Genomic DNA, 20,957 nt, shown 5'->3' on the forward strand with positions numbered 1-20,957 from the left:
GGTGACATCCCTCCGCGAAGTTGGCGAGGTCCGAACGGTGTCGTTACCTCGTAGTTATTCTTCGCGCTCCGGATGCTAGCAGTAACTGACCCCTCGTAGTCGAGGCTTCTTTGAGTGACGCATCTCACAGTTAACAACTGAGTATGGACCTGTTTAAAGCAGAAACGTGCACTTCAGATGGGGTTTTTCGGACTGCTGTACCTGTGGTGATTTTGCGCAGAAGGGGCCGTAGTCCCGTCCTGGTTGTCGTGGGTCTCACCCAGTTTGGGAACCCTTGGCGCACTCACGATGACTCAGGGTGACAACGCGTGCGTTGCCGGGTCTTTGCCGTTCCTTGCCGAGTCCGCATCCCCGTCCTCGGGGGATGTTCCTGTCCGTGTTGCGTGCCTGGTCACCCCGGTGTGGTGAGCGTTCGACGGCCTGGAGGACACTGGAAGGCGGTGCAAACGAGGAGAGAAGCAGCTAAGTGACGCATACCCAGACATCCGGTGACAGGGCATCCGCAACAGGACGAGTTTCCATGGAGCCGGTGGGTGGTGCACGGGCCTGGCTGGTATGGGGTGTCGCGGTCGCCGGCTACTTCCTCGCCATGCTGCACCGCAACGGGCTCGGCGTGGCGGCGCTGGAGGCGCAGAGCCGGTTCGACGTCGGTCCGGCGCTCCTCTCCCTCCTGCCGATGCTCCAGCTCCTGGTGTACGTCGTCCTCCAGGTGCCCGCCGGACTCCTGGCCGACCGGCTCGGCCCCCGGTACACGCTCGTCATGGGCATGATCGCGATGGCCGTCGGCTCCTGCCTGTTCGCGCTGGCGCCGGGGATCGAACTGGCCGTGGCCGGACGGTTCCTCATCGGTCTCGGTGACGCACTCGTGTTCCTCAACGTCATCCGGCTCGCCGCCCTGTGGTTCCCGCGCTCGCGCTACGCCCTGGTCAGCGGTCTGACCGGGGTGGTCGGCGGCACCGGCCAGGTGGCCAGCGCGGCCCCGCTCGCCTGGGCGCTGGACGGCGTCGGCTGGGAGGCGGCCTTCCTCGCCACCACCGGGGTCACGGTGCTCATGGCCCTGATGGTGCTCCTGGTGGTGCGGGACCGCCCCGTCGGCGCCGCCGGACGGTCCACGGTCGCCGACCCCATCTCCGTGTGGGAGGCGCTGAGGGCGGACGGCCCCCGGATCGGGATGGCCCACCACGCGGCGGTCATGGCGCCGTTCACGATGATGATGGTGCTGTGGGGCTACCCCTTCCTCGTGGGAGGCCTGGGGCTGTCCGAGGGCTCCGCGGCCCTCACCCTCACCGGTCTGGCCGCCGGTGCGCTGTGGCTGGCCCCGCTCGCCGGCGTGCTCGTCGGCCGCTGGCCGGGGGTGAGGGTGTACTTCGCCCTGGCCCTGAGCGGCACCCTGACGATCGGCTGGCTGCTCCTGGTGGCCTGGCCCGGCGGCGTGCCCGTGGCCGTGGGCGTCGCGGTGCTGGCCGTGAGCGCCCTCGGTCAGGTCATGGCGCCCACGGTCTCCTTCGACTTCGCCCGCGACGGCATCCCGGCCAGCCGGACCGGCGTCGCCTCGGGCCTGGTCAACATGAGCGGCTTCACCACCGCCGTGATCTGCACGGTCGCGGCCGGGGCCATCCTCCAGGCCCTGCCGGAGGAGCCCACCTCCTACCAGTGGGCCTTCACCCCGATGGCCGTCGCCACCTTCCTCTCCACCTGCGTGCTGGCCGTGTTCATCCGCCGCCGGGCCCGCACGGCCGCCCCGCAGTAGGAGGCCGCCGCCCACCAGTAAGGGGGAGAGGCCCCCTCCCGGGCCCCGGAACGGCCCCGGGAACGGCGAAGGGGCGGGACGATCGCTCGTCCCGCCCCTCAGGCGCTGATGACCCTCCGGAAGGCTAGAAGGCCTCCTCGGGGACCTCCATGAGACCCAGGTTCACGGTCTGGGCGATCTTCAGCTCGGACTCCACGCGCGGCAGGAACTGCTCGGCGAAGAAGCGCGCGGCGGCGATCTTGCCGGTGTAGAAGTTCCGGTCGTCGTCGCTGGCGCCGTCGATGCTGTTGAGCGCGATCTCGGCCTGGCGGAGCAGCAGCCAGGCGAGGACCACGTCACCGAAGGCGAAGAGCAGGCGGACGGAGTTGAGGCCGACCTTGTACAGCTCGCGGCTGTCCTCGGCGGAGCCCATCGCGTGGCCGACCATGAGCTCGACGATCTTCTCGACCTGGCCCAGGGCGGCGAGCAGGAGCTTGCGCTCCTCCTTGAGCTGACCGTTGCCCGCGTCGCTCTCCGCGAACGCCTTGATCTCGGCGGACAGCGTGCCGATGGCCTGGCCACCGTTCTTCACGATCTTGCGGAAGAAGAAGTCCTGGGCCTGGATGGCCGTGGTGCCCTCGTACAGCGTGTCGATCTTCGCGTCACGGATGTACTGCTCGATCGGGTACTCCTGGAGGAACCCGGAACCGCCGAGGGTCTGGAGGGACTCCGCGAGCAGCGCGTAGGAGCGCTCCGAACCCACACCCTTGACGATGGGCAGCAGGAGGTCGTTCATCGCCTCCAGCGCGGTGGCGTCCTCGCCCTTGGAGTGGGCGATCTGGATGGCGTCCTGCTGGGTGGCGGTGAAGATGACCAGCGAACGCATGGCCTCCACGTACGCCTTCTGCGTCATGAGGCTGCGACGCACGTCCGGGTGGTGCGTGATGGTGACCTTCGGGGAGTCCTTGGCCCCGGCGAGGTCGTTGCCCTGCACGCGGTTCTTCGCGTACTCCAGGGCGTTCAGGTACCCCGTGGACAGGGTGGCGATCGCCTTCGTCCCGACCATCATGCGCGCGTACTCGATGACGAGGAACATCTGGCGGATGCCGTCGTGCTTGTCACCGACGAGGTAACCGATGGCGGGGTGCTTGTCGCCGAAGGTCAGCTCACAGGTGGTGGAGGCCTTCAGGCCCATCTTGTGCTCGACGTTGGTGACGTAGGCGCCGTTGCGCTCGCCGAGCGAACCGTCCTCGTTCACCAGGAACTTCGGCACGAGGTAGAGCGAGAGGCCCTTGGTGCCGGGGCCGGCGCCCTCGGGGCGGGCCAGCACCAGGTGGAAGATGTTCTCGGTCATGTCCTGCTCGGCCGAGGTGATGAAGCGCTTCACGCCCTCGATGTGCCAGGTGCCGTCGCCCTGGTCGGTGGCCTTGGTGCGGCCCGCGCCGACGTCCGAACCGGCGTCCGGCTCGGTGAGCACCATGGTGGCGCCCCAGCCGTTCTCGATGGCCTGCTCCGCGAACTTCTTCTGCGCCTCGTTGCCCTCGGAGTGCAGGATGCTGGCGAAGCCGGGACCGGCGGAGTACATGTGGATGGACGGGTTCGAGCCCAGGATCAGCTCGGCGGCGGACCACACCAGGGAGCGGGGGGCGCCGAGGCCGCCGAGCTCCTGGGGCAGGTCGAGGTTGTACCAGCCAGCGTCCATGTAGGCCTGGTAGGACTTCTTCAGGCTCTCGGGGAGTGCGACGGTGTTGGTCTTGGGGTCGAAGACCGGCGGGTTGCGGTCGGCGTCCTCGAAGGACTCCGCGATGACACCGGTGGCGAGACGGTTGATCTCGTCCAGGATGGTGCGCGCGGTCTCCTCGTCCAGCTCCTCGAAGGGGCCGTCGCCCAGTACGTCCTGGCGTCGGAACAGCTCGAAGAGGTTGAACTCGATGTCGCGCAGGTTGCTCTTGTAATGCGTCATGGACAGCTCCGCTGTGTCCCTGGCCGCGGTGTCTGTACACGCGGATCTACCGACTAGTAACAAGCCAATGTTACTACCCAGTAGAACAAGATGCCAGTGAGGGTAGACACTTGTCTCCCCACGGCCAGGTAAAGCGATCGTTCGTCCAGTTCGCAAGTGGTCCCTGTGGTTCAGGTGCCCACCGGGAGCAGGGTCAGCACCGTCCGGTCCACCCCGTCCAGGTGTAGCAGCGCGTTGGCCGCGTCGTCCGCGAACCCCGAGACCACGAGCGAGCGCAGGCCCAGGGCGGCCGCGCACAGGGACAGGTTCTGCGCCACGTGCCCGCACTCCTGGAGCAGCAGCCGCAGCGCCCGCTGCCCGTAACCCTGGCGGAGCCGACCGAGATCGCCCACCAGGAACACGAGGGCGCCAACCGTGGACGCCGTCACCCCGGGGCGTCCGTCGGCGTGTTCACGCAGGAACGGGGAGAGCTCGGTCAGCCGGTCGGTCTCCGGGACCCCGTCCGCCCTCAGCAGCCGGTGGCCCTCGGGGAGGTAGCGGTAGACCCCCGGTTCCAGGTCCGCCACGTGCCGCGCCACCACCCAGACCTCCGTGGCGTAGGCCGCCCCGGGTGAGGGATGGGTCCGCGGCGGCGCGTGGCGGCCGGGCTGGTCGGCGCGGACCCGGCTGATCCCGGCGCCGTGGCCGAGCAGCGCGGAGAGGTCGGCCAGTTCCAGGCGGGAGCCGTAGTCACCGTGGTCGCTGTTGCGCTCGGCCAGCACCTGCCCGAGGGAGGCGGTGAGCGGGGCGGGCGCGGGGAGCGGGACCGAGGGCGCCGACGAGGCCCCCTCGCGCACCCCCTCCGGCGGCACCTCGCGGGGGAGGTGGTCCCCGGCCATGGTGTCCGGGCGGTACTTGCCGGCCTCCAGGAAGGTGCGGTCAGGGGAGCTCACGCCGGGGTCGAAGTAGTCACCCGGCGGCTCCCAGCGGGGGTAGGCCAGCGAGAGCAGCCAGGCGATCCGGCGTTCGTCGTCGATGTCCAGTCCGAGCCGGTTGTGCGTCATGTGCAGCAGAGACCAGACGATCCGGTCCAGCCCGTTGGCCAGCCCCTCCTCCGCGTCGATCCGGCGCAGACGCGCGACGGTCTCCCGCAGCCCCCGGTCCCACAGGTGGTGGGTGGAGGCCCCGCCACCTGCCACCAGCCGCTCCACCTGCGGGCGCCGCTGCAACCACCGGGCGGGCGCCGAGTGGAACAGCCGCTCGGCCTCGGCGCGTGCCTGGGTGCCGCCGCGCGCGACCTCGGCCGAGTAGTCCCAGGTGGCGTAGTACCCGCGCGCCTGCCGGACCGCTGTCACGTCGTCGAAGCCCAGCGCCCCGAAGGCCAGGGAGGTGAGGTCGGCCGCCACCACCTGGCGTTGGTGCTGGTGGGGCGCGGACCGGAGCACGGCCAGCGCGATGCGCGTGCTCACGACGAAGAAGTCCTCGCACGCCTCCAGGGCGCGCGGGCCGCCGTACCGCTCGGTCTCGGGCTCGTACACCGCCTCCGTGACCTCGCCGTCGGCGTACCAGCGGGCGGGGTCGGCCTGGGGGAGGTCGGCGTAGTAGGCCTCGCTGTCCAGGTCCAGGGCGGCAGCCGAGGTCTCCTTGGCCAGCGCGCGCATACGCTCGGCGAACTCCGCGACGGCGTCGGGCCCGGCGTCCAGGAACCGGACGCGCAGGTGCGGCCCGCCGTCCCAGTAGCGGAGGAAGAACCAGGAGGCGGCGCGCCCCGAGGAGACCATCCGCTCCGCCTCGGGTGCCAGGTGGTCCAGGAGGAAGGCGTCGATGTCGGCGCGGCCGCGGTGCAGGTAGACGTACACGGCGGACCAGGTGCGGGTCATGGGGTCTCCGGGGCGGCGTCGACGGGGGTGTCCAGGTAGGTGCCGCGTTCGGCGCGCACCCACAGCTGGTAGGCGGGGGTGTGGTCGGGGTCCAGGCCGAGGACGAAGGCCCAGTCGGCCTCCGAGTAGTTGCGCATGGGGCGGGCGCACAGGTCGGTGGCGGCGGCGCCGAGGCACCCCCACTGGGCGATCCATCCGAGGAGCGTGTGCAGGACGGTCTCGGCGTGGTCCGGGCCCAGGGCGTGCGCCCAGGCGGGGAAGTCCACGGTCAGGGTGTGGCCGAGGGTGGCGGAGAAGTTGGTCTCGCCGGTGCGGGGGACGGGACGCGCGGGCCCCGCGGAACCGTCGGGGCGGAGTTCGCGCACGACCCGGTCGTCCACCCGGTCGTCCTCCAGCGTGTGCTGGAACAGCCGCAGGGAGTGGGGACGGGGAAGGACCTCGTGGACGGCCGCGAGCGCTCGCACCAGGCCGGAGGTGATCGTGGCTCCCTGCTCGGGGCTGACGTACACGCTGGTCACCAGGTTGGCCGTGGAGACCCCGCTGGTCCGCTCGTCCAGCCAGCGCCGCAGGGTACGGCCCGCCGGGGCGACGGAGGCCGCCACCCGGGCGGTGGCCTCGGGGGAGAGGGACACCCCGTTTCCGGGGCCGTCTCCGTTTTTGTTCGCGTTCCTGCTCCCGCTTCTGCTCCCGTCCCCGTTTCCGACTCCGGAGCCGGTGGCGGGGGCCGGGCCGTCCAGGGTGACGGCGGCGACGGGGGTCATGCCCGGGGGGAGGAGCGGGGCCGCCGCCGCGCAGGCCGGGTGCGCCGGGTCGGGGTGGGTGCGGGGTCGCAGACCGGCCCGGGTGAGGGTCAGACCGAGGGTGGCCAGGAGGTGCCCGGCTTCCAAGCTGGCAAGCGAGGGCCGGAGCCGACCGTACTCGGGCGGGTACCGGTGCTGGTCCACCGCCACCACCAGGCGGGCCCCTTCCAGGTCCGAGGGGACCGCCGGACCCCCGACCGGTTGCAGGGCGTGCGACTGCGGGTCGATCCGCAGGCACCACGTGGGGTCCCCGGGGCTGGTGGGGCCTCCATGCGTGGTGGGGCCCTCGGGGGAAGTGGGACCGCCAGGTGTGGTGGGGTCCCCGGGGGGTGTGGGATCTCCGTGCGTGGTGGGGCCCTCGGGGGAAGTGGGACCGCCAGGTGTGGTGGGGTCCCCGGGGGGTGTGGGATCTCCGTGCGTGGTGGGGCCCTCGGGGGGTGTGGGACCGCCAGGTGTGGTGGGGTCCCCGGGGGGTGTGGGATCTCCGGGTGTGGTGGGGCCCTCGGGGGAAGTGGGGTCCCCGTGTGTGGGACGGCCGGGTGTGGTGGGGTCCCAGGGGGTGTTGGGGCCTCCGTGCGTGGTGGGGTCTCCGGGTGGTGTGGGACGGCCGGGTGTGGTGGGGTCCCCGGGGGGTGTGGGATCTCCGTGCGTGGTGGGACCTTCCGGCGCCACGAGGAAGAGGTCGGCCCCGAACAGGCCCCGGGGGGAGGGGTAGGCCCGGTGCACCGGATACCGGTCGGCGGCCGAGATCCGGCGGACCCGGACGGCCTCCACGCACGCGGCGAGCAGACGCTGCGCGGACGACCAGCCGCCGCCGAGCGCGGTCGCGGCGGCGTCGAGGTCGCGCAGCGGCCCCAGCGCGGGTGTCGGTGGGCGCAGCTGCCCGGGGACCGGCCGGGCCAGCCCGTTCGACGGCCCGTCCCCGAAGAACAGCGTCTCGACCTGGGAGACGTCCTTGTCATGGGACTGCGCGTGGAAGTGCGCGAGCGCGTCCTCGTACCCGTCCCTCAGGGGAACGGGTGCGGAACCGGGTACGTCCTGCCGGGCGCTTCCCATGGAACCCCTCCCTCGAACAGCGCGGACGCCCGGGTCAGCCGCTCCAGGGAGCGGGTCCGGCGGTGTGTGTGGCCGAAGGTCATCGGCAGGGCCCCGGGCACGATCACCTTGACCGCCCGGGTGCCGGAGGCCGCCGTGTACGGGGCGCTGCTCTGGTCCACGACCACCACGTCCAGGCCGAGCCCGTGCACTGCCGCGAGGCGGTCGCGCAGCACCGAGGCGAGGTCGGTTCCGGCGAACGAGGGGGACCGTCCGGCGGTGAGCCGGTCCAGGGGCACGCTCCCGCCGGGGTGTTCCAGGAACTCCCACATCGGGCGGGCCTCCCACAGTCCGTGCAGGCCGGTGTGGTCCTCCAGGGTGCGGACGAGGGTGGGGTCGTCGAGCATGGGCCGACACCGCTCCACCGACACGGACGGGCGCATCCGCACCCACTTCGGGTACATCAGCGCGTTGGTCGCCGTCTCCTCCACCGCCGCCATGAGCGCGCGGCGCGGGTCGAGGTGGGTGCCGGTGGCCAGGCTGAGCGCGGGCGCGCGTCCCTCGCGGACCGCCTCCTCCGGGGCGGTGACCGTCGCCAGGACGGTCGGTATCCCCAGGTCGGAGGTGAGGTCGAACAGGCGCAGGGTGAGGCCGCGCTCGGTCAGCAGGTCCCTGAGGTGCGCGAGGTCGGGGTCGTCGGCCCCCTCGATCAGCCGCAGCCGGGTGCGCGAGTACCAGGCGAGCAGGAACGCGTCCCGCTCCACCACCTCGAACAACCCGTACAGGACGGCCTCCGCGAACGTCCCGCCCACGGCGCAGCCGTTGGACGACTCGTAGAGGAACCGCTCCTCGGGGCGGCCCGCGTGCCAGTACGCGACGTGTTCGGGGACCAGGACCCGGCGCCGCTCGCGGGTGGACCAGCCCCACACCCAGGTGGTGGGGGTGTGGGGGGTGTAGGGCACGGGTGCGAACGTGGGGTGTCCGTACCACTCGGGTTCGTGCTGGCCCAGGCGGGCGGGGTCGACGGCGTCGTCGGCGACGGCCGCGTAGGAGCCGTGGACGGTGGCGGCGCCGTTCAGCCGCCGCCCGCCGGTCACCCGTTCCACCCCTTCGAGGAAGGCGGGTACCTCGCTGGCGGTGAAGCGGGTGGAGCGTCCGTACCCGCCCTCGCGGGACGCGTGCCCGGGGGCGACGGTCTCGCAGGTCATGAGGGCCAGGGGGGACTCCTCGTCGCGGTAGACGTGCGCGACGGGACCGAACCGGAAGTCCAGCAGCCGGTCGCGGAGGACGTCGCGGTCCATGGCGCGGGTGCGCAGGGCGTCGCCCACGGCGGGCAGCGGATCGGTGAGGTCGAGGGTGTCGCCCGGCTCCGTGACCCCGAGGCCGTGGCCGTCCGGGAAGCAGTGTCCGCAGGAGGGGTGGGGGACGAGGCCGTGCCGGGTCACCTCCCCGGTGCGGCAGTCCAGTACGACCATGCGAAGGCGCAGGTCGACCGGGTCGGTGGTGGCGGTCAGCGCGGCGAACGCGTCGGCCCACAGCGTGAGGAGGTCGTCCGGAGGCGGTGGGGAGGTGACCGGTTCGCCCTCCACGTCCGAGCGCCAGAGTCCGGCGCACCGCGCGCAGCCCGTGGCCCCGTCCGGGGTCCATGGGCCGAGGACGGCCAGGGCACCGCTCATCGCGGAGTGCAGGAGCCCGCCCCCGACGCGCACGGTGTGCGGCCGGTCGAGGGTGGCACCGACGGGGGAGAGGCCGTCGAGGTCGGGGGTCAGGTCCACGCGGCCACCGCCGAGTGCACCCCGAGGTCGCGCCAGGTGTCGGCGCCGCCGGGCGCCTCCACCCGCACGGCACCGATCTCCAGGGCCCACCGCGCCAGCGCCGGTGTGCCGGTGGCGGCGGGCGGAAGGACCGCGTCGGGGGCCTCGTCGGCCAACCGCACGCGCGCGACCGCGTGGAGGAGTGCCTCCTCCACGCAGGTGGAGGGGTCGGGCGCGGCGCCCGTGCCCAGCGGCCCTCCGTCCGAGGCCACACGGGCCCGCCACACACCGGTGCCGTCCAGCTCCTGGAGGGTGAGCTCGGCCGCGACCCCGAACCGCAGGGTGAGCGCGGCCCAGAGTCGGCGGGCGGTCGGGGAGGGGGACGGGGTGTCCACGTCCTTCCAGCGGGCGTCGGGTTCGCGGAGGACGAGGTCGCCCACGGCCGCGCCGATTGCCGCGGCCTGGGTCAGCCCGGTCCCGAGGCCGGAGGTGGATGCCGGACCCCCGGGTGGGCGGCCCGCGTCCGCGCGGCCCGCCTCGGGAGGGCCACCCGCCTCGGACACGTCAGCGAGCCCCGCGCGTGCTCCCGGGGTCTCCCGTCCGAGTGCGTCCCCGGCGTGTGCCCCGGGTCCACCCGGTCCTGACTCCTCCCACACCTCGTGCAGGGCGTTCTCGCGGTCGGGCACGGTGGTCGACCCGAGTCCGGCCCGGTGTTCGACCCCGCCAGCACGGTGTCCCGTACCGCCCGCCGCGGAGCCCGTCGCGGTCGTCCCATCGGTCGTTCCCGTGGTCCCGCTCGTGGTCCGGGGGTCGGTTCCACCGTCAGTGGGACCGGTGGTTCCGCGGGTGTCCCACACGACCTCGTGCAAGGCGTTGACCAGGGCGCTCTCCCGAGCGAGCGCGGTGGTCAGCCCGTGTCCCGCGTGCCTCCCCGACCTGGCCAGGCCGACCGGCAGCTGGGACAGGTTCCCAGGTGCGGGTGGGGCGACCGGACCGAACACGCGGTCCCACAGGTGCGTCACGGCGTCCAGGCGGTCGGGGACCTCCAGCGGCTCGGCCGGTGCGAACTGCTCGGGCGCCGTCTCCGGCAGCGGCAGGCGAACGCGCGGGTCCAGCGGTTCCGTGACGAGCAGGGTGTGGGGCTCGCTGACCAGCTCGTCGGTGGTCACCATGAACTCGGGGCCCGGTCCCGGTGCCGGGGCAGTCCCGGGGGCGGACACCCCGCGCGCGACCTGGGCCACCAGGGCCAGGGCCAGCTGGGCGGCGACCAGGCTCCGGGTCACCCCCAGCGCGGCGGCGTCCGGTTCCCGGTGGTCCGGATCGCCCTCCCTTCCGGCGAACCAGGCGCGCAACCGCCCCGACAGGTCCGGGGTGCCCGGACGGTCGCGCGGCCCGGTCAGCCAGAGGCCGTCACCAGCGGCGACGACGTGTTCGGCCTCGGCCGCTCCCCTGTTCGGGGAGAGCCGGGCAGTCAGCAGGACCGGTGCCTCGGGCACCGGCCCGGTGTCCGCGTGCACCTCCCCGAACCCCGCGCGGGCCAGCGCCCGCCGTACCGCCGCCTCCAACAGCGGGCACGAGGAGCGGACCCGGACCGCACTCGTGCGCAGCGCGGCCAGCGCGGCGTACGGCCGGTGGGTCACCGACTCCAGGTGCGGGTAGGCGGCCCGTTCGGCCTCCGTGAGGGAGGCGGGTTCGGGTTCGAGGTCGCGGAGGAACCGGTGCTCCTCCAACTGGTCGAGGATGCCCGCCAGGAACGGCCGACCCGCCTCAGGGAAGCGTTCCAGCAGGTCGGAGCGGTGGAATCCGGCGCGGAGGGCGGGTTCCAGGGCCCGCCACACGGTGTCGGCCCGGGAGCCCCGGACGACGACGGCGGTGGCGCCCATGCTGAGCGCCACCCCCTCCGACGCGAGCGATCGGGCGCGGACGGCGCTCTTGAGCCGCACCGCCGGGGTGGTCGCGGTGGTGTCAGGCATCGCCCACCCACGGAAGGGTCGGCCGCAGCGCCGGATCCGCGCTCTGGTGGTCGACGACCCGGCGGACGGTCTCCTCCCAACCCTCGCCCACCACCTCCTGCGCGGCCTCGGTGAACAGGTACGCCACCGAGTAGCGCTGGACGGGGGCGACCCCCATCAGCGGCAGCAGGTCGAAGAAGCAGTTGATGAGGAACCGGAAGGCCGCGAACCCGTACCCGTCTCCGAGCCGGGTGAAGTCGAGCTTGCGGAACTCCCGGTGGAAGTCGCTGTACGAACGGTCGTCGGAACCGCTCCAGCGCACCCGCACGTCGTCACCGAACTTCGCCGCCTGCTCCTGCCGCTCCGGATGCGGGAACGGCAGGATGTGGTCCCGGCGGGCCAGCGCGACCGCCTCGGGCAGCCACCGGTCGGCCCACTCGCCCCAGGCCAGTGCGTACGGGTCCGCGCCGTCGCGCTCGTGGACCGCGCGCAGGGACGCCACGAGTCCCTCGCGCTGCCCCCGGTAGGCGGTGGCCAGCCGTTCCTGCGCCGCCCCCTGCGGGTCGGACCAGTGGAAGTACTCCTTCCAGTGCGACAGGAAGGCCTGGTAGCCGGAGCGCAGGCCCCACTCGGGGTAGCGCGTCGCGATCGCGCCCATCCCGGCGAAGACGTTGGCGGAGACCGCCCGTTCGCCGCCGCGCCCGCCCGCCTGGTCGGCCACACGGGAGAGGCCGTCGGTGAGGACCCGCCCCTTGAGCGCGACCGCCTCGGGGCCGCGCAGGAACGTGTCCACCGGGTCGCCCGCCAGGCGCCGCGTGCCGTTGTCCGGCTCGATCGGCGCGTAGGGGCCCTCCACCAGCTCCAGCCGTCCCATGCGCTGGGAGAACGCCTCGTACTGGACGGGGTCCAGCCTTCGCCGCGAGGGCTGGCGGCCCAGGAAGGCGCGGACCCCCTCCCCGGCCTGGGCCAGGGCTGCCTCCACCGCCGCCGGGTCGCCGTCCGCGTAGAGCACGCAGTGCGGGCCGAGCCGCCAGTGCAGGTGCAGCCACGCGGCGGTGACGCCCTCACGGGCGGCGGCCGTGCGCGCGGCGGGTACGAGACAGTCTCCGAGCAGGGCGCTCTTGTCGCTGTCGTGGTAGTTGACTCTGAGTCCGACGGTCAAGGGGTCAGCCTCGCTTCGCCTGGGGGATGGGAAGGGGGAGCGGGGGCGGTGCCCGCCGCGCGCGGCACCGTGGAGAGTTCGAGGAACAGCTCGCTGGCGTGCGCACCGGCCGGGCCGTGCACCCGGAGGTGGTCCGGGCCGGGGAACATCTCCTCCACCAGGAGCGCCGGACCCAGGTGGGCCAGGCGCTTGGCGGCGGTGCCGGTGTGCAGCCTGCTCAGGAAGTCCACGTGCTGGGGCTTGGGTGCCATGGCGCGTTCCAGCGGACCGAGCCTGCCCCCCTGGAGAGGGCGGACGAACACCTGCTCGGGGATGCCCCGGAGCTCGCGGTCCACGTTCAGCCGTCGGTGCAGTCGGGCGGGGGACTCCTCCGGCCGGGGGGAGAGGTCGGCGGTGTCCATGCCCCACCTGCGGCGGAACAGGGTGAGCGCACCGAACCCGATCCGGGGTGTCCCGCCCCGGAACCCGCGCCGGGTCCAGCGGTCGTGGAGGTCGATGGTGAGGTCAGCGAAGGAGAAGAACGGCGAGTCCGCGACCATCGCCACGAGCATCTCGTCGTAGGGCAGCGCGTGCGGCACGAGGAAACCGGTGTAGACGGGGTCGATCTCGCGCCCGCCGTCCCGGACCAGGCGCAGCCCGTGCGGGGTGTGCACCAGGGTGAGGTCCAGGGTGGAGGGGCCGGGCACCAGGGTGGGTTCGTCGCGCAGCGCGAGTTCCTCGTCGGCCAGCGCCGGTGACAGGTTCGCGTTGAACCCCAGCGCCGACCGCATGTGCACGGTGTCGGCCTCCGCCGGGCCCAGCCGTCGCACGTGGTCCGCGACCCGGTCCCGGACCTCCTCCGGCAGGTGGCCGAGGAACCGGCTGAAGTAGCGGGCCCGGCCGCCGTAGAGGTGGTTGACCACCAGCCCGTCCGGGACGGCCTGGCCGAACACCGCGAAGGAGCGCCGGGCGGCGAACTCCCGGTCCGGCAGCATCGCCGCGACCTCGTCCACGATCGCCGGGTCCACCTCCACCCGGTCCCCGCCGGAGCGGCCGAGTTCCACCAGGTGGTCCACCGCGCGCCGACGCGCGGCCAGCACCCGGGTGAGCTCCGGGTCGGCCCCGGCCAGGGCGGCGGGGTCACCACCCATGAGCTCCTGGGTCAGGGGGAAGGCCGCCCGCGCGTGCTGGGCGAACCCCTCCAGGTCGGAGCAGCGCCCGCCCCGGCCGTAGCGGGACACGAACACCTGCTCCAGGGCGCCCGAGAGCACCCGCTGGTCGTCCAGGGCGAACAGCAGCGGCATGAGTCGTCCGAGGTCGGCCGACCACGTGCGGGTGCGCTCCCGTTCCACGGGGACGCCCCGGGAGACCAGGCAGTCCTCCACCACGGGTGAGGTGGCCGAGCCCTCCACACCGACCGCCGCCGACCACAGGTGTTGCAGCCTCAGCACGTCACCGGCGCGACCGGCCCCGTCGGAGTCAGCGAATCCGGCCAGCACCGTCTCGGTCTCCGTGAAGGCGGTCGCGACCCGTGCCGCCGCCTCGCCGGGCAGGGAGCGGGCCAGCCGGTGCCAGTGCCGCGTGAAGTCGGGGGACTGCTCGGCCACGGGCGACCACGGCACCAGGACGCCCACCCCGATGAGCTGGTCCAGCACGCCCAGCGCCCGGTCCGCGCCGCAGCCGAGGTCGGCGGCGACCGCGTCGCGCAGCGCGGCCAACCGCGCCGGTGCGGCCGCGCGCTTCTCCAGGACGGTGACGAGGCGGTCCCAGCTCCCGGTCATGGGCAGCCGGACCTCCTCCTCACCGAAGGCCTCCGCGCGCAGCCCGGGGGAGGGCGGCGCCCACCGGCGGCGGCGCACGACCAGGCGTTCTCCCTGGTCGGTCACCTCGCGCCGGGCCCCGCCGGTGAGCACCCACTCCAGGCCCAGACGCGCCTCGGGGTCGGCGGCCAGGGCCCGCGCCGCCTGCCGGGGGAGCAGGCGGCGGAGCGCGGCGTGCGAGGTGAGGGTCAGGGGTCGGTCGGCCTCCTCCGCGGCCCCGGCCTCCTCGGCCTCCAGGGGGGAGAAGTGCACGGCGGTGTACAGCGAGTACGGGCTGACCTTGACCGTGGAGCGCGAGAAGTACCGGACCAGGGCGGCCTCGGCCTTGCGCATCCGCTTGTCGGGGGCGCCGTCCCTGGCGGCGCGGGCGGCCACCGCCCGGTGCAGGTCCGGGCTGGACAGCGCGGTGGCCCGGTCCACCCCGGGGTCGCGGGCCCACGCGGTCAGGGCCGCGCGCTCGGCCAGGAGCGCGGGCTCGTGTTCGGCGTCGACCAGGGCGGCCGCGGTACGCGTCTCCCGCCAGAGGTCCGCCCACGCGCCCAGGAGGGGGACCTCACGGGTGACGGGGTGGTCGTACAGGTCCTCCCGGGGAGGGCGGCGGTTGAACACGGCGCGCTTGGCGGCCAGCGCCGCGCTCCGGTGGGCGCCCAGCTCGGGCGCGGCCCGGTGCAGGGCCTCCAGCAGTCGTTCGCGCAGGTCCTCGCGTTCGCGTTCGAGCCGGGCGAGGGAGCGCAGCAGGGGCGCGGTCGGGGTCGCGCCGCGCAGCTGCCGGTGGGGGTGGGGGTTGACCCGGGAGACCAGGTAGGGACCCTCCACGACCTCGAAGGACCGCGAGGGTGCGTCGGGAGTGTTCAAGCCCCGGTCCCCTCCGGCGCCGTGACCTCGTCCTTCTCCTTGCGCTTGGACGAACCGAACCCGCGCGGCTCCCGCTCGGAGGCCCACCGGAACCACCGCAGCGCGGCCACGGTGCCCAGCAGCGACCACGCCAGCAGCAGCGCCACCGCGGACCAGTCCCACACGGGACCGGACTCGGACAGGGCGCCCTGGACGAGGAGGGTCAGCGGTCGGCCCGGAAGCAGGTCGACGACGGCGCCCACGGTGTCGCCCAGCGGGAGGACGACGAACCCGCCCGCGAGGAAGGCGGTCGGGAAGAAGATGCCGTTCACCATGGGTACGGCGGCGTCGGCGTTCGGCGGGAGCAGGGAGGCGGCGGCGCCCAGCGGGGCCATGCACAGGAAGCCGAGCAGCAGCGCGGCCAGCAGTTGGGGGAGACGCGCCGGGTCGATGGTCACGCCCATGCCGAGCAGGCCGATCGCGGTCACCACACCCAGCACGATCACGGCGGTGAGCAGCGTGTTCACCAGGTAGGCGCCCATCACCGTGGCCGGGCTGACCGGGGTGGTGCGGAAGCGCTTGAACAGCCCGTGGTGACGGCGGATCGCCAGTCCGATGGCGACGTTGGCGAAGGCCACGGACATCAGCGCGAAGCCGAGGATGCCGCCGAAGCTCAGGTTGGCCTGGGTGACCTCGTGTTCGCCCACGAGCCGGATCTCGTCCGCCTGGGAGCGGAAGGCCAGCCCGAAGCCCACGTAGAACATCACCGGCATGAGCACGATGAACGCCAGGGTGATGGGCGAGCGCCAGAACTCCTTGAGCTCGCCGTCCACGTGCAGCCAGAAGGAGGACGGGCGGCGGGTGCTCCGCGCGCGTTCGGTTCCCGTGACGCTCATTCGCTCTTCTCCGCTTCCAGCACGCCGTTCTCCAACATCGCCACGTACGCGTCGTCCAGGCTGGGCGGCACGATCGTGAGGCCGCTGATCCGCGTCCCCTCGTCCCGGGCCCAGGCCTGCACGCGCTCCACCACCGCGTCCTGGTCGTCGGTCAGGATGCGCACCCTGCCGTTGACCAGCTCGGCCCCCTCGGGCAGGCGGTCGTCCGTCCCCTCGGGGCGGGCGAACTCCACCACCGTGTACGCCGCCGAGCCCCGGACGAGGTCGTCGGGGCTGCCGGAGGCGATGAAGGAACCGTCGCGGATGACGTCCACGCGGTCCGCGAGCTCCTGGACCTCGGTGAGGTCGTGGGAGGTCAGCACCACGGTCGTGCCGCTCTCACGCAACCCCGCCACCAGCCCGCGGATGCGGCGGCGCGAGACGGGGTCCAGCCCCGTGGTGGGTTCGTCGAGGAAGAGCAGTTCGGGGCGGCCGGTCAGCGCGAGGGCGAGGTCGAGACGGCGGCGCTGGCCGTCGGAGAGTGACTTGACCAGGGCGGACCGCTTCTCCGTGAGTTCCACCTGGGCGAGGGCGTCGTCCACGTCGAGCGGGTCCGGGTAGTAGGAGGCGTGGCGGCGCAGGATGTCGCGGACCGACAGCCCCGGTTCCAGCATGGTCTGTTGCAGAACCACGCTCATGCGTGTGCGGAGCCGGGCGAAGTCACGGCGGTTCCCGGGGTCGAGGCCGAGCACCTCCACCCGGCCCGAGGTGCGTCCCCGGTGCCCCTCCAGGATCTCGATCAGCGTCGTCTTGCCCGCCCCGTTGGGGCCGAGCAGCGCGGCGATCTGTCCGGCGGGCACTTGGTAGGAGATGCCGTGGAGCACCTCTCCCTTCCCGTAGTCCTTGGTGATGTCCGTGGCGTCGATCGCGTACACGTGCGGCCCTCGTCGTGCTTCTTCTGGGGGGTTCGGGGGCGGGGGAGGGGCGGCCCCGGCGAGAGGGCCGCCCCGGTTCAGGGGGTCAGCCGCACGAACCCGAGGAGCAGCAGCTGCTGGAGCCGCAGCACGAGGTGGAGGTGCAGGAGCTGGAGCCACTGGTGGCCCCGGTCTCCGGGACGGCGACCGCCTCGCGGACGCTCATCACCTCCATGTCGTCGAAGTTGAGGTCGGGCAGGTCGATCGTGGGGGTTTCCTGCGACGCCATCGGACACCTTCTTCTGATGTGAGGGGGATGTTGACGTGAAACGTTGGAGCCTGCCCCTGCCGAATTCACGCTTGGGTAACGCGGTCACGCGCGTTCCGGTGACGGGGCCGTCCCGGAGTACTCCGTCAGCCGCAGGAGCCGCCGGAGCAGCAGCTGCTGGAGCCGCAGCACGAGGTGGAGGTGCAGGAGCTGGAACCGCTGGTGGCCCCGGTCTCCGGGACGGCGACCGCCTCGCGGACGCTCATCACCTCCATGTCGTCGAAGTCCAGCTCGGGCAGGTCGATCTCGGGTGCCGTCGAATGGGGCATTGTGTGGCCTCTTCGTTTTGAATCTTCCTGGCGGGTCCCCCGGGAGGAAAGAAAGTAACATGCGGCCAGAGCGGTAGATAGAGGTTGTATTGATCCTTTTCCCTGGTGTGGCTGCCGGTTCTTCTGCGCTTCACGGCGGGAACACCGGAAAGGAGAAAGGGCTCTGGTTCCACGGGGAACCAGAGCCCTCGTTCATTCGACACGCAAAGTGATCAGCAGGAGCCGCGCCCGGCGGTCGTGTCGCACAGAGCCGGACCGTCGGTCCAGGAGAGCGAGTCCCGCGCGTTGCCGCCGAACGGACGGGTGACGGTCACGTCCACCCCGTGCCCGGAGTCCGCCGCGAGCCACACGCGCACCTCGCGGAGGCTGTCGCCCGAACCGGCCCTGAGCACGTAGAACGGTGACGGCACCGGAGAGCGGCCGCTCTCCGGCCGGGTCCACCAGTCGGCGCCCTGGGCGTCGGCGACGTCCACGAACAGGCAGTCGTACGAGGCGCCCTCGAACTCGCAGGTGCGCGGCTGTGCCCCGCCGTGGCGGCCCACACTCGGGTCGGACGTGATCCCGGTGTTCACCGCCCGCCAGTACACGCTGTCACAGTCCCCGCCGGAGCAGGCGTTCCAGTCCGCCCACGCGGTGGCACGCGCGGCGGGCGCCGCGGAGCCCCGGTTGATGGCCGCGCAGTACTTGTCCACGATGTAGGGCACCACGAAGTCGGAGACCCACACGGAGTCGATCGCCTCGCCCGCCGTGTTGTTGGTCCCGAGCCCGGCGGAGTCCATCTGCCACAGGCCGACGCCCGGGTTGAAGAACAGGCCGTCGCGACCGGCCGGGTCGTACAGGCCGGACTGGTTGTCGTACCTCGACAGGGTCATCGGTGAGGGCGGCAGGGACGAGCTCGCGGAGACCTCGGGCCAGACGGGGGCCAGCGCCAGGGCGGTGGCGGACTCCGCCGTGATCGCGCAGGAGGCGCCGGCGGCGGCGCCCTCGGCGGCGTTCCGGGCGGCCGCGAGGGGTTCGGCGCCGAAGCTCAGCGGTCCGGGCGGGATCGCGGTGTTGGCCAGCTTCTCCTCCACCGCCTCCCGGTCCGCCTCGGCGCGTTCGGCGGGGGTGTCGGCCGGTGTGGGGACGAACTCGACGGTGTCGTCGGGCGCGGCCAGGGCGGTCTGCGGGGCGCAGAGCAGCGCGGCGGCGGCCAGGGCTGTGAGGGTGGTCAGGGCACGCCGTCGGAACGGCGGTCGGGGGGTCTTCACGTGTCCACCTCTGGAGCGGGTTCGAGGGGAGGGGGCTCACCGGCCGGGTCACTGTCGGTGGTTTCCAACGTGGATGTCTGACTCGGAGGAAAGTTACCTCCCGCTCCCGGATCGGACAAGGGCCCCTGACCGGGTCCCCTCACGCTCAGCGCCGGGAGTAGGAGTCCTCCTCGTCGTCCGGGCTGCCCGTCCGACGGGCGCGTCGGCGCTCCCGGACCCGGGCGACGACGAACCAGACACAGGCCACCGCGACCAGGCCCAGGACCACCTTGGACCCCGCGCTGACGTACTGCTCCACCACGTGCCACTGCTCGCCCAGGTGGTACCCGACCAGGACGAAGAGGGTGTTCCACACGGCGCTGCCCAGGGTGGTGAGCCCCAGGAAGAGCGGCAGGGACATGCGCTCGATCCCGGCCGGGATCGAGATGAAGCTGCGGAACACGGGGATGAGCCGCCCGATGAGGACCGCCTTCGGCCCGTGCCGTGCGAACCAGTCCTCGGTCCGGTCGATGTCACTGAGCTTGACCAGGGGGACACGGCTCGCCACCGCCCTGAAGCGTTCCCGCCCGAGCCAGGCGCCGAGACCGTACAACGCGAGCGCGCCGACCACGGAGCCGACGGTGGCCCAGAGCAGGACCTCCACCAGGCCCAGCTCGCCCCGGGACGCGGCGAAACCGGCGGTCGGCAGGATCGCCTCGCTCGGAATGGGCGGGAAGAGGTTCTCCAGCGCGATGGCCAGACCGACCCCCGGTCCGCCGAGGACCTCCATGAGTCCGACGACCCACCCGACGAATCCGTCCGTGGGTTCGGCCGCCGCGAGGGCGAGATTGGCGTTCACTCGTTGCTCCTGTTCACGGTCCCTTTTCGAAGGGTGGAACAGAACGTTAGGCGCCGGGGGCGACGCTCCGCGTAAAGACGGATCCCTTTCTCCGGCCGCATCGGGGCAAGGGGGTGTGCACGGCGGACCGCCCCGGCCGGCGGGTCCCGGTCGGTCGGCCCCGGTCGGTCGAACTCCGACCGTGGGGCGGGCTCAGCCGCCGAGGACGCGCTCGACGAGGGTCCGCCAGCTGTCGGCCAGGTGGTCGCAGCCGTCCTCCCCCGACGGGCCGGAGAGGTCGTCCGTGCCCAGGTACAGCAGGAACGGTCCCTCCAGGGCTGCGGAGAGCTGGAGGGCGAGGCCGTCCGGGTGGGGGAGGGGCGGCCTGATCTGTCGGAGCAGCATCCGGAAGTGCGGAGGGGTCATGCTCACGGAGGCGGGGGTCAGCGCGGAACGGTCCAGGCCCGCGCGGATGACCGCGTGGTTGGTCCTGAGCATGTCGAAGCGGGCCAGGCCGTAGGCGATCAGGCGTTCCTTCGGTTCGGCCCCGGGCCCCAGCGGCGGCGGGCCGTACAGCACCGCCTCCTGGAACCGCAGCTCGTCGTCGTGCATCACGGCCTGGAAGATGCCCGCACGCGTGCCGAAGCGTCGGAAGACCGTTCCCTTGCCCAGCCCCGCGCGCTCGGCGAGGCCGTCCATGGTCACGTTCTCCGGGCCCAGCTCGACGATCATCGCGCGGACCGTCCGCAGCAGGTGCTCGCGGTTGCGGGCCGCGTCCGCCCGTTCGGGGCGCGGTTTTCCGAAGGGGACCACTGGCACATCCACGGAGCCAACCTACCCCGGGAATACTAAGCGGGGGATAGTCCGTTTATGCTGTCGTCACTCCGCGACACCGGGCACGCGTCCGGTCAGCGGTACACCGAACCCTTGGGAGAAGTAGGCATCATGCACCTGTTCCGACTGGACGGCAGCATCTTCCCGTCCGTGTCCTCCAGCGCCGAGATCGCGGACCGCGCCGAGACCGAGTGGGCCACGGCGCACCCGGGCGGCGTCGTGAACCGCCGCCACCTGGGGACCGACCCGCTGCCCGCCGACGCCTGGGTCCACGCCACCGTGGGCTCCGCCACCCCCGAGGCCGAGCGCACCCCGGCCCAGAACGAGGCGCTGGCCCTGGCCGCCCGGCTGGCCGGGGAACTGGAGAGCGCCGACGCCGTGATCCTGGCCGTACCGATGTACAACTACGGCGTCTCCCAGCACTTCAAGACCTGGGTCGACCTGGTCATCGCCGGTGCCGGTGCCACCAACCCGGTGCTGAAGGGGGTCCCCACCGCGCTGGTCACCACCGCCGGAGGCGGATACGGTCCCGGCACCCCCCGCGAGGGCTGGGACCACTCCACGCCCTATCTGGAGCGTGTCGTCGGAGACCTCTGGCAGGCCGACCTCACCCTGATCAAGTGCGAGCTCACCCTGGCCGCCACCACTCCGGGGATGGAGGGCCTGAGGGACCTCGCCGAGCAGGAGCGCACCAGGGCCCTCGACGCCGCCCGCGACACCGGTCGTGCGCTCGCCGGGGTCTGACCCCAAGGGCGGGGGCACAGCGTGACGGGTACCGGAATC

General features: G+C 72.7%; 16 protein-coding genes. 2 read left to right on the forward strand and 14 right to left on the reverse strand.

All coding sequences use genetic code 11. The annotated features are described in order from the left end of the window. Nucleotides 1–520 precede the first annotated feature (520 nt). Nucleotides 521–1,750, forward strand: coding sequence for an MFS transporter (locus tag AC0VYM_RS01990; protein ID WP_475458282.1), 1,230 nt, complete (start codon nucleotides 521–523; stop codon nucleotides 1,748–1,750). Between the two features lie 124 nt (nucleotides 1,751–1,874). On the opposite strand, the gene AC0VYM_RS01995 is transcribed toward AC0VYM_RS01990, so the two are convergent. The 14 genes from AC0VYM_RS01995 to AC0VYM_RS02060 all read right to left on the reverse strand — a co-directional run bounded on the left by AC0VYM_RS01995 (nucleotide 1,875) and on the right by AC0VYM_RS02060 (nucleotide 20,165). Beyond that, on the reverse strand, nucleotides 1,875–3,692 hold the full coding sequence (locus AC0VYM_RS01995; protein WP_475458284.1) for an acyl-CoA dehydrogenase: 1,818 nt from the start codon (nucleotides 3,690–3,692) through the stop codon (nucleotides 1,875–1,877). A gap of 170 nt (nucleotides 3,693–3,862) precedes the next feature. Continuing rightward, nucleotides 3,863–5,551, reverse strand: coding sequence for a thiopeptide-type bacteriocin biosynthesis protein (locus AC0VYM_RS02000; RefSeq protein ID WP_475458286.1), 1,689 nt, complete (start codon nucleotides 5,549–5,551; stop codon nucleotides 3,863–3,865). After that, entirely contained in the window at nucleotides 5,548–7,407 is a 1,860-nt protein-coding gene (locus tag AC0VYM_RS02005) for a hypothetical protein (protein WP_475458288.1), read from the reverse strand. Before AC0VYM_RS02005 ends, AC0VYM_RS02000 begins: the two co-directional genes overlap by 4 nt. Next, the gene (locus tag AC0VYM_RS02010; protein ID WP_475458291.1) at nucleotides 7,359–9,161 is read right to left on the reverse strand and encodes a YcaO-like family protein; all 1,803 of its coding nucleotides are present in this window, start codon (nucleotides 9,159–9,161) and stop codon (nucleotides 7,359–7,361) included. Before AC0VYM_RS02010 ends, AC0VYM_RS02005 begins: the two co-directional genes overlap by 49 nt. After that, nucleotides 9,152–11,113, reverse strand: coding sequence for a hypothetical protein (locus AC0VYM_RS02015; protein WP_475458293.1), 1,962 nt, complete (start codon nucleotides 11,111–11,113; stop codon nucleotides 9,152–9,154). The genes AC0VYM_RS02010 and AC0VYM_RS02015 overlap by 10 nt, the downstream gene beginning before the upstream one ends. Then, the gene (locus AC0VYM_RS02020) at nucleotides 11,106–12,254 is read right to left on the reverse strand and encodes a hypothetical protein (protein WP_475458296.1); all 1,149 of its coding nucleotides are present in this window, start codon (nucleotides 12,252–12,254) and stop codon (nucleotides 11,106–11,108) included. Before AC0VYM_RS02020 ends, AC0VYM_RS02015 begins: the two co-directional genes overlap by 8 nt. After that, nucleotides 12,251–14,908: a lantibiotic dehydratase gene (locus AC0VYM_RS02025; RefSeq protein WP_475458297.1), complete on the reverse strand. Its 2,658-nt coding sequence runs from the start codon at nucleotides 14,906–14,908 to the stop codon at nucleotides 12,251–12,253. Before AC0VYM_RS02025 ends, AC0VYM_RS02020 begins: the two co-directional genes overlap by 4 nt. Beyond that, entirely contained in the window at nucleotides 14,905–15,783 is an 879-nt protein-coding gene (locus AC0VYM_RS02030; RefSeq protein WP_475458300.1) for an ABC transporter permease, read from the reverse strand. Before AC0VYM_RS02030 ends, AC0VYM_RS02025 begins: the two co-directional genes overlap by 4 nt. Beyond that, a complete protein-coding gene (locus tag AC0VYM_RS02035) occupies nucleotides 15,780–16,697 on the reverse strand; it encodes an ABC transporter ATP-binding protein (RefSeq protein ID WP_475458302.1) in 918 nt (305 codons plus the stop codon). The genes AC0VYM_RS02030 and AC0VYM_RS02035 overlap by 4 nt, the downstream gene beginning before the upstream one ends. A gap of 85 nt (nucleotides 16,698–16,782) precedes the next feature. After that, complete coding sequence (locus tag AC0VYM_RS02040) at nucleotides 16,783–16,965, reverse strand: thiazolylpeptide-type bacteriocin (protein WP_378738231.1); 183 nt, start codon at nucleotides 16,963–16,965, stop codon at nucleotides 16,783–16,785. Between the two features lie 125 nt (nucleotides 16,966–17,090). After that, entirely contained in the window at nucleotides 17,091–17,273 is a 183-nt protein-coding gene (locus AC0VYM_RS02045; protein WP_378738228.1) for a thiazolylpeptide-type bacteriocin, read from the reverse strand. 212 nt (nucleotides 17,274–17,485) lie between these two features. Further along, a complete protein-coding gene (locus AC0VYM_RS02050; protein ID WP_475458307.1) occupies nucleotides 17,486–18,523 on the reverse strand; it encodes a hypothetical protein in 1,038 nt (345 codons plus the stop codon). 145 nt (nucleotides 18,524–18,668) lie between these two features. Then, the gene (locus AC0VYM_RS02055; protein WP_475462905.1) at nucleotides 18,669–19,292 is read right to left on the reverse strand and encodes a DedA family protein; all 624 of its coding nucleotides are present in this window, start codon (nucleotides 19,290–19,292) and stop codon (nucleotides 18,669–18,671) included. Between the two features lie 261 nt (nucleotides 19,293–19,553). Continuing rightward, nucleotides 19,554–20,165 (reverse strand): TetR/AcrR family transcriptional regulator, encoded by a 612-nt coding sequence (locus AC0VYM_RS02060; protein ID WP_475458310.1) that lies wholly within the window; start codon nucleotides 20,163–20,165, stop codon nucleotides 19,554–19,556. Nucleotides 20,166–20,285: 120 nt separating this feature from the next. Between AC0VYM_RS02060 and AC0VYM_RS02065 the strand changes: the two genes are divergently transcribed. Then, complete coding sequence (locus AC0VYM_RS02065; protein ID WP_475458313.1) at nucleotides 20,286–20,918, forward strand: FMN-dependent NADH-azoreductase; 633 nt, start codon at nucleotides 20,286–20,288, stop codon at nucleotides 20,916–20,918. Nucleotides 20,919–20,957 lie beyond the last annotated feature (39 nt).

The organism is Nocardiopsis sp. iso_237, from assembly GCF_056173345.1.

Coding starts and splice junctions, on each gene's coding strand:
- AC0VYM_RS02000 (WP_475458286.1), bottom strand. CDS start 5,551: ATGACCCGCACCTGGTCCGCCGTGTACGTCTACCTGCACCGCGGCCGC.
- AC0VYM_RS01990 (WP_475458282.1), top strand. CDS start 521: ATGGAGCCGGTGGGTGGTGCACGGGCCTGGCTGGTATGGGGTGTCGCG.
- AC0VYM_RS02005 (WP_475458288.1), bottom strand. CDS start 7,407: ATGGGAAGCGCCCGGCAGGACGTACCCGGTTCCGCACCCGTTCCCCTG.
- AC0VYM_RS02015 (WP_475458293.1), bottom strand. CDS start 11,113: ATGCCTGACACCACCGCGACCACCCCGGCGGTGCGGCTCAAGAGCGCC.
- AC0VYM_RS02045 (WP_378738228.1), bottom strand. CDS start 17,273: ATGCCCCATTCGACGGCACCCGAGATCGACCTGCCCGAGCTGGACTTC.
- AC0VYM_RS02040 (WP_378738231.1), bottom strand. CDS start 16,965: ATGGCGTCGCAGGAAACCCCCACGATCGACCTGCCCGACCTCAACTTC.
- AC0VYM_RS01995 (WP_475458284.1), bottom strand. CDS start 3,692: ATGACGCATTACAAGAGCAACCTGCGCGACATCGAGTTCAACCTCTTC.
- AC0VYM_RS02055 (WP_475462905.1), bottom strand. CDS start 19,292: ATGGAGGTCCTCGGCGGACCGGGGGTCGGTCTGGCCATCGCGCTGGAG.
- AC0VYM_RS02030 (WP_475458300.1), bottom strand. CDS start 15,783: ATGAGCGTCACGGGAACCGAACGCGCGCGGAGCACCCGCCGCCCGTCC.
- AC0VYM_RS02065 (WP_475458313.1), top strand. CDS start 20,286: ATGCACCTGTTCCGACTGGACGGCAGCATCTTCCCGTCCGTGTCCTCC.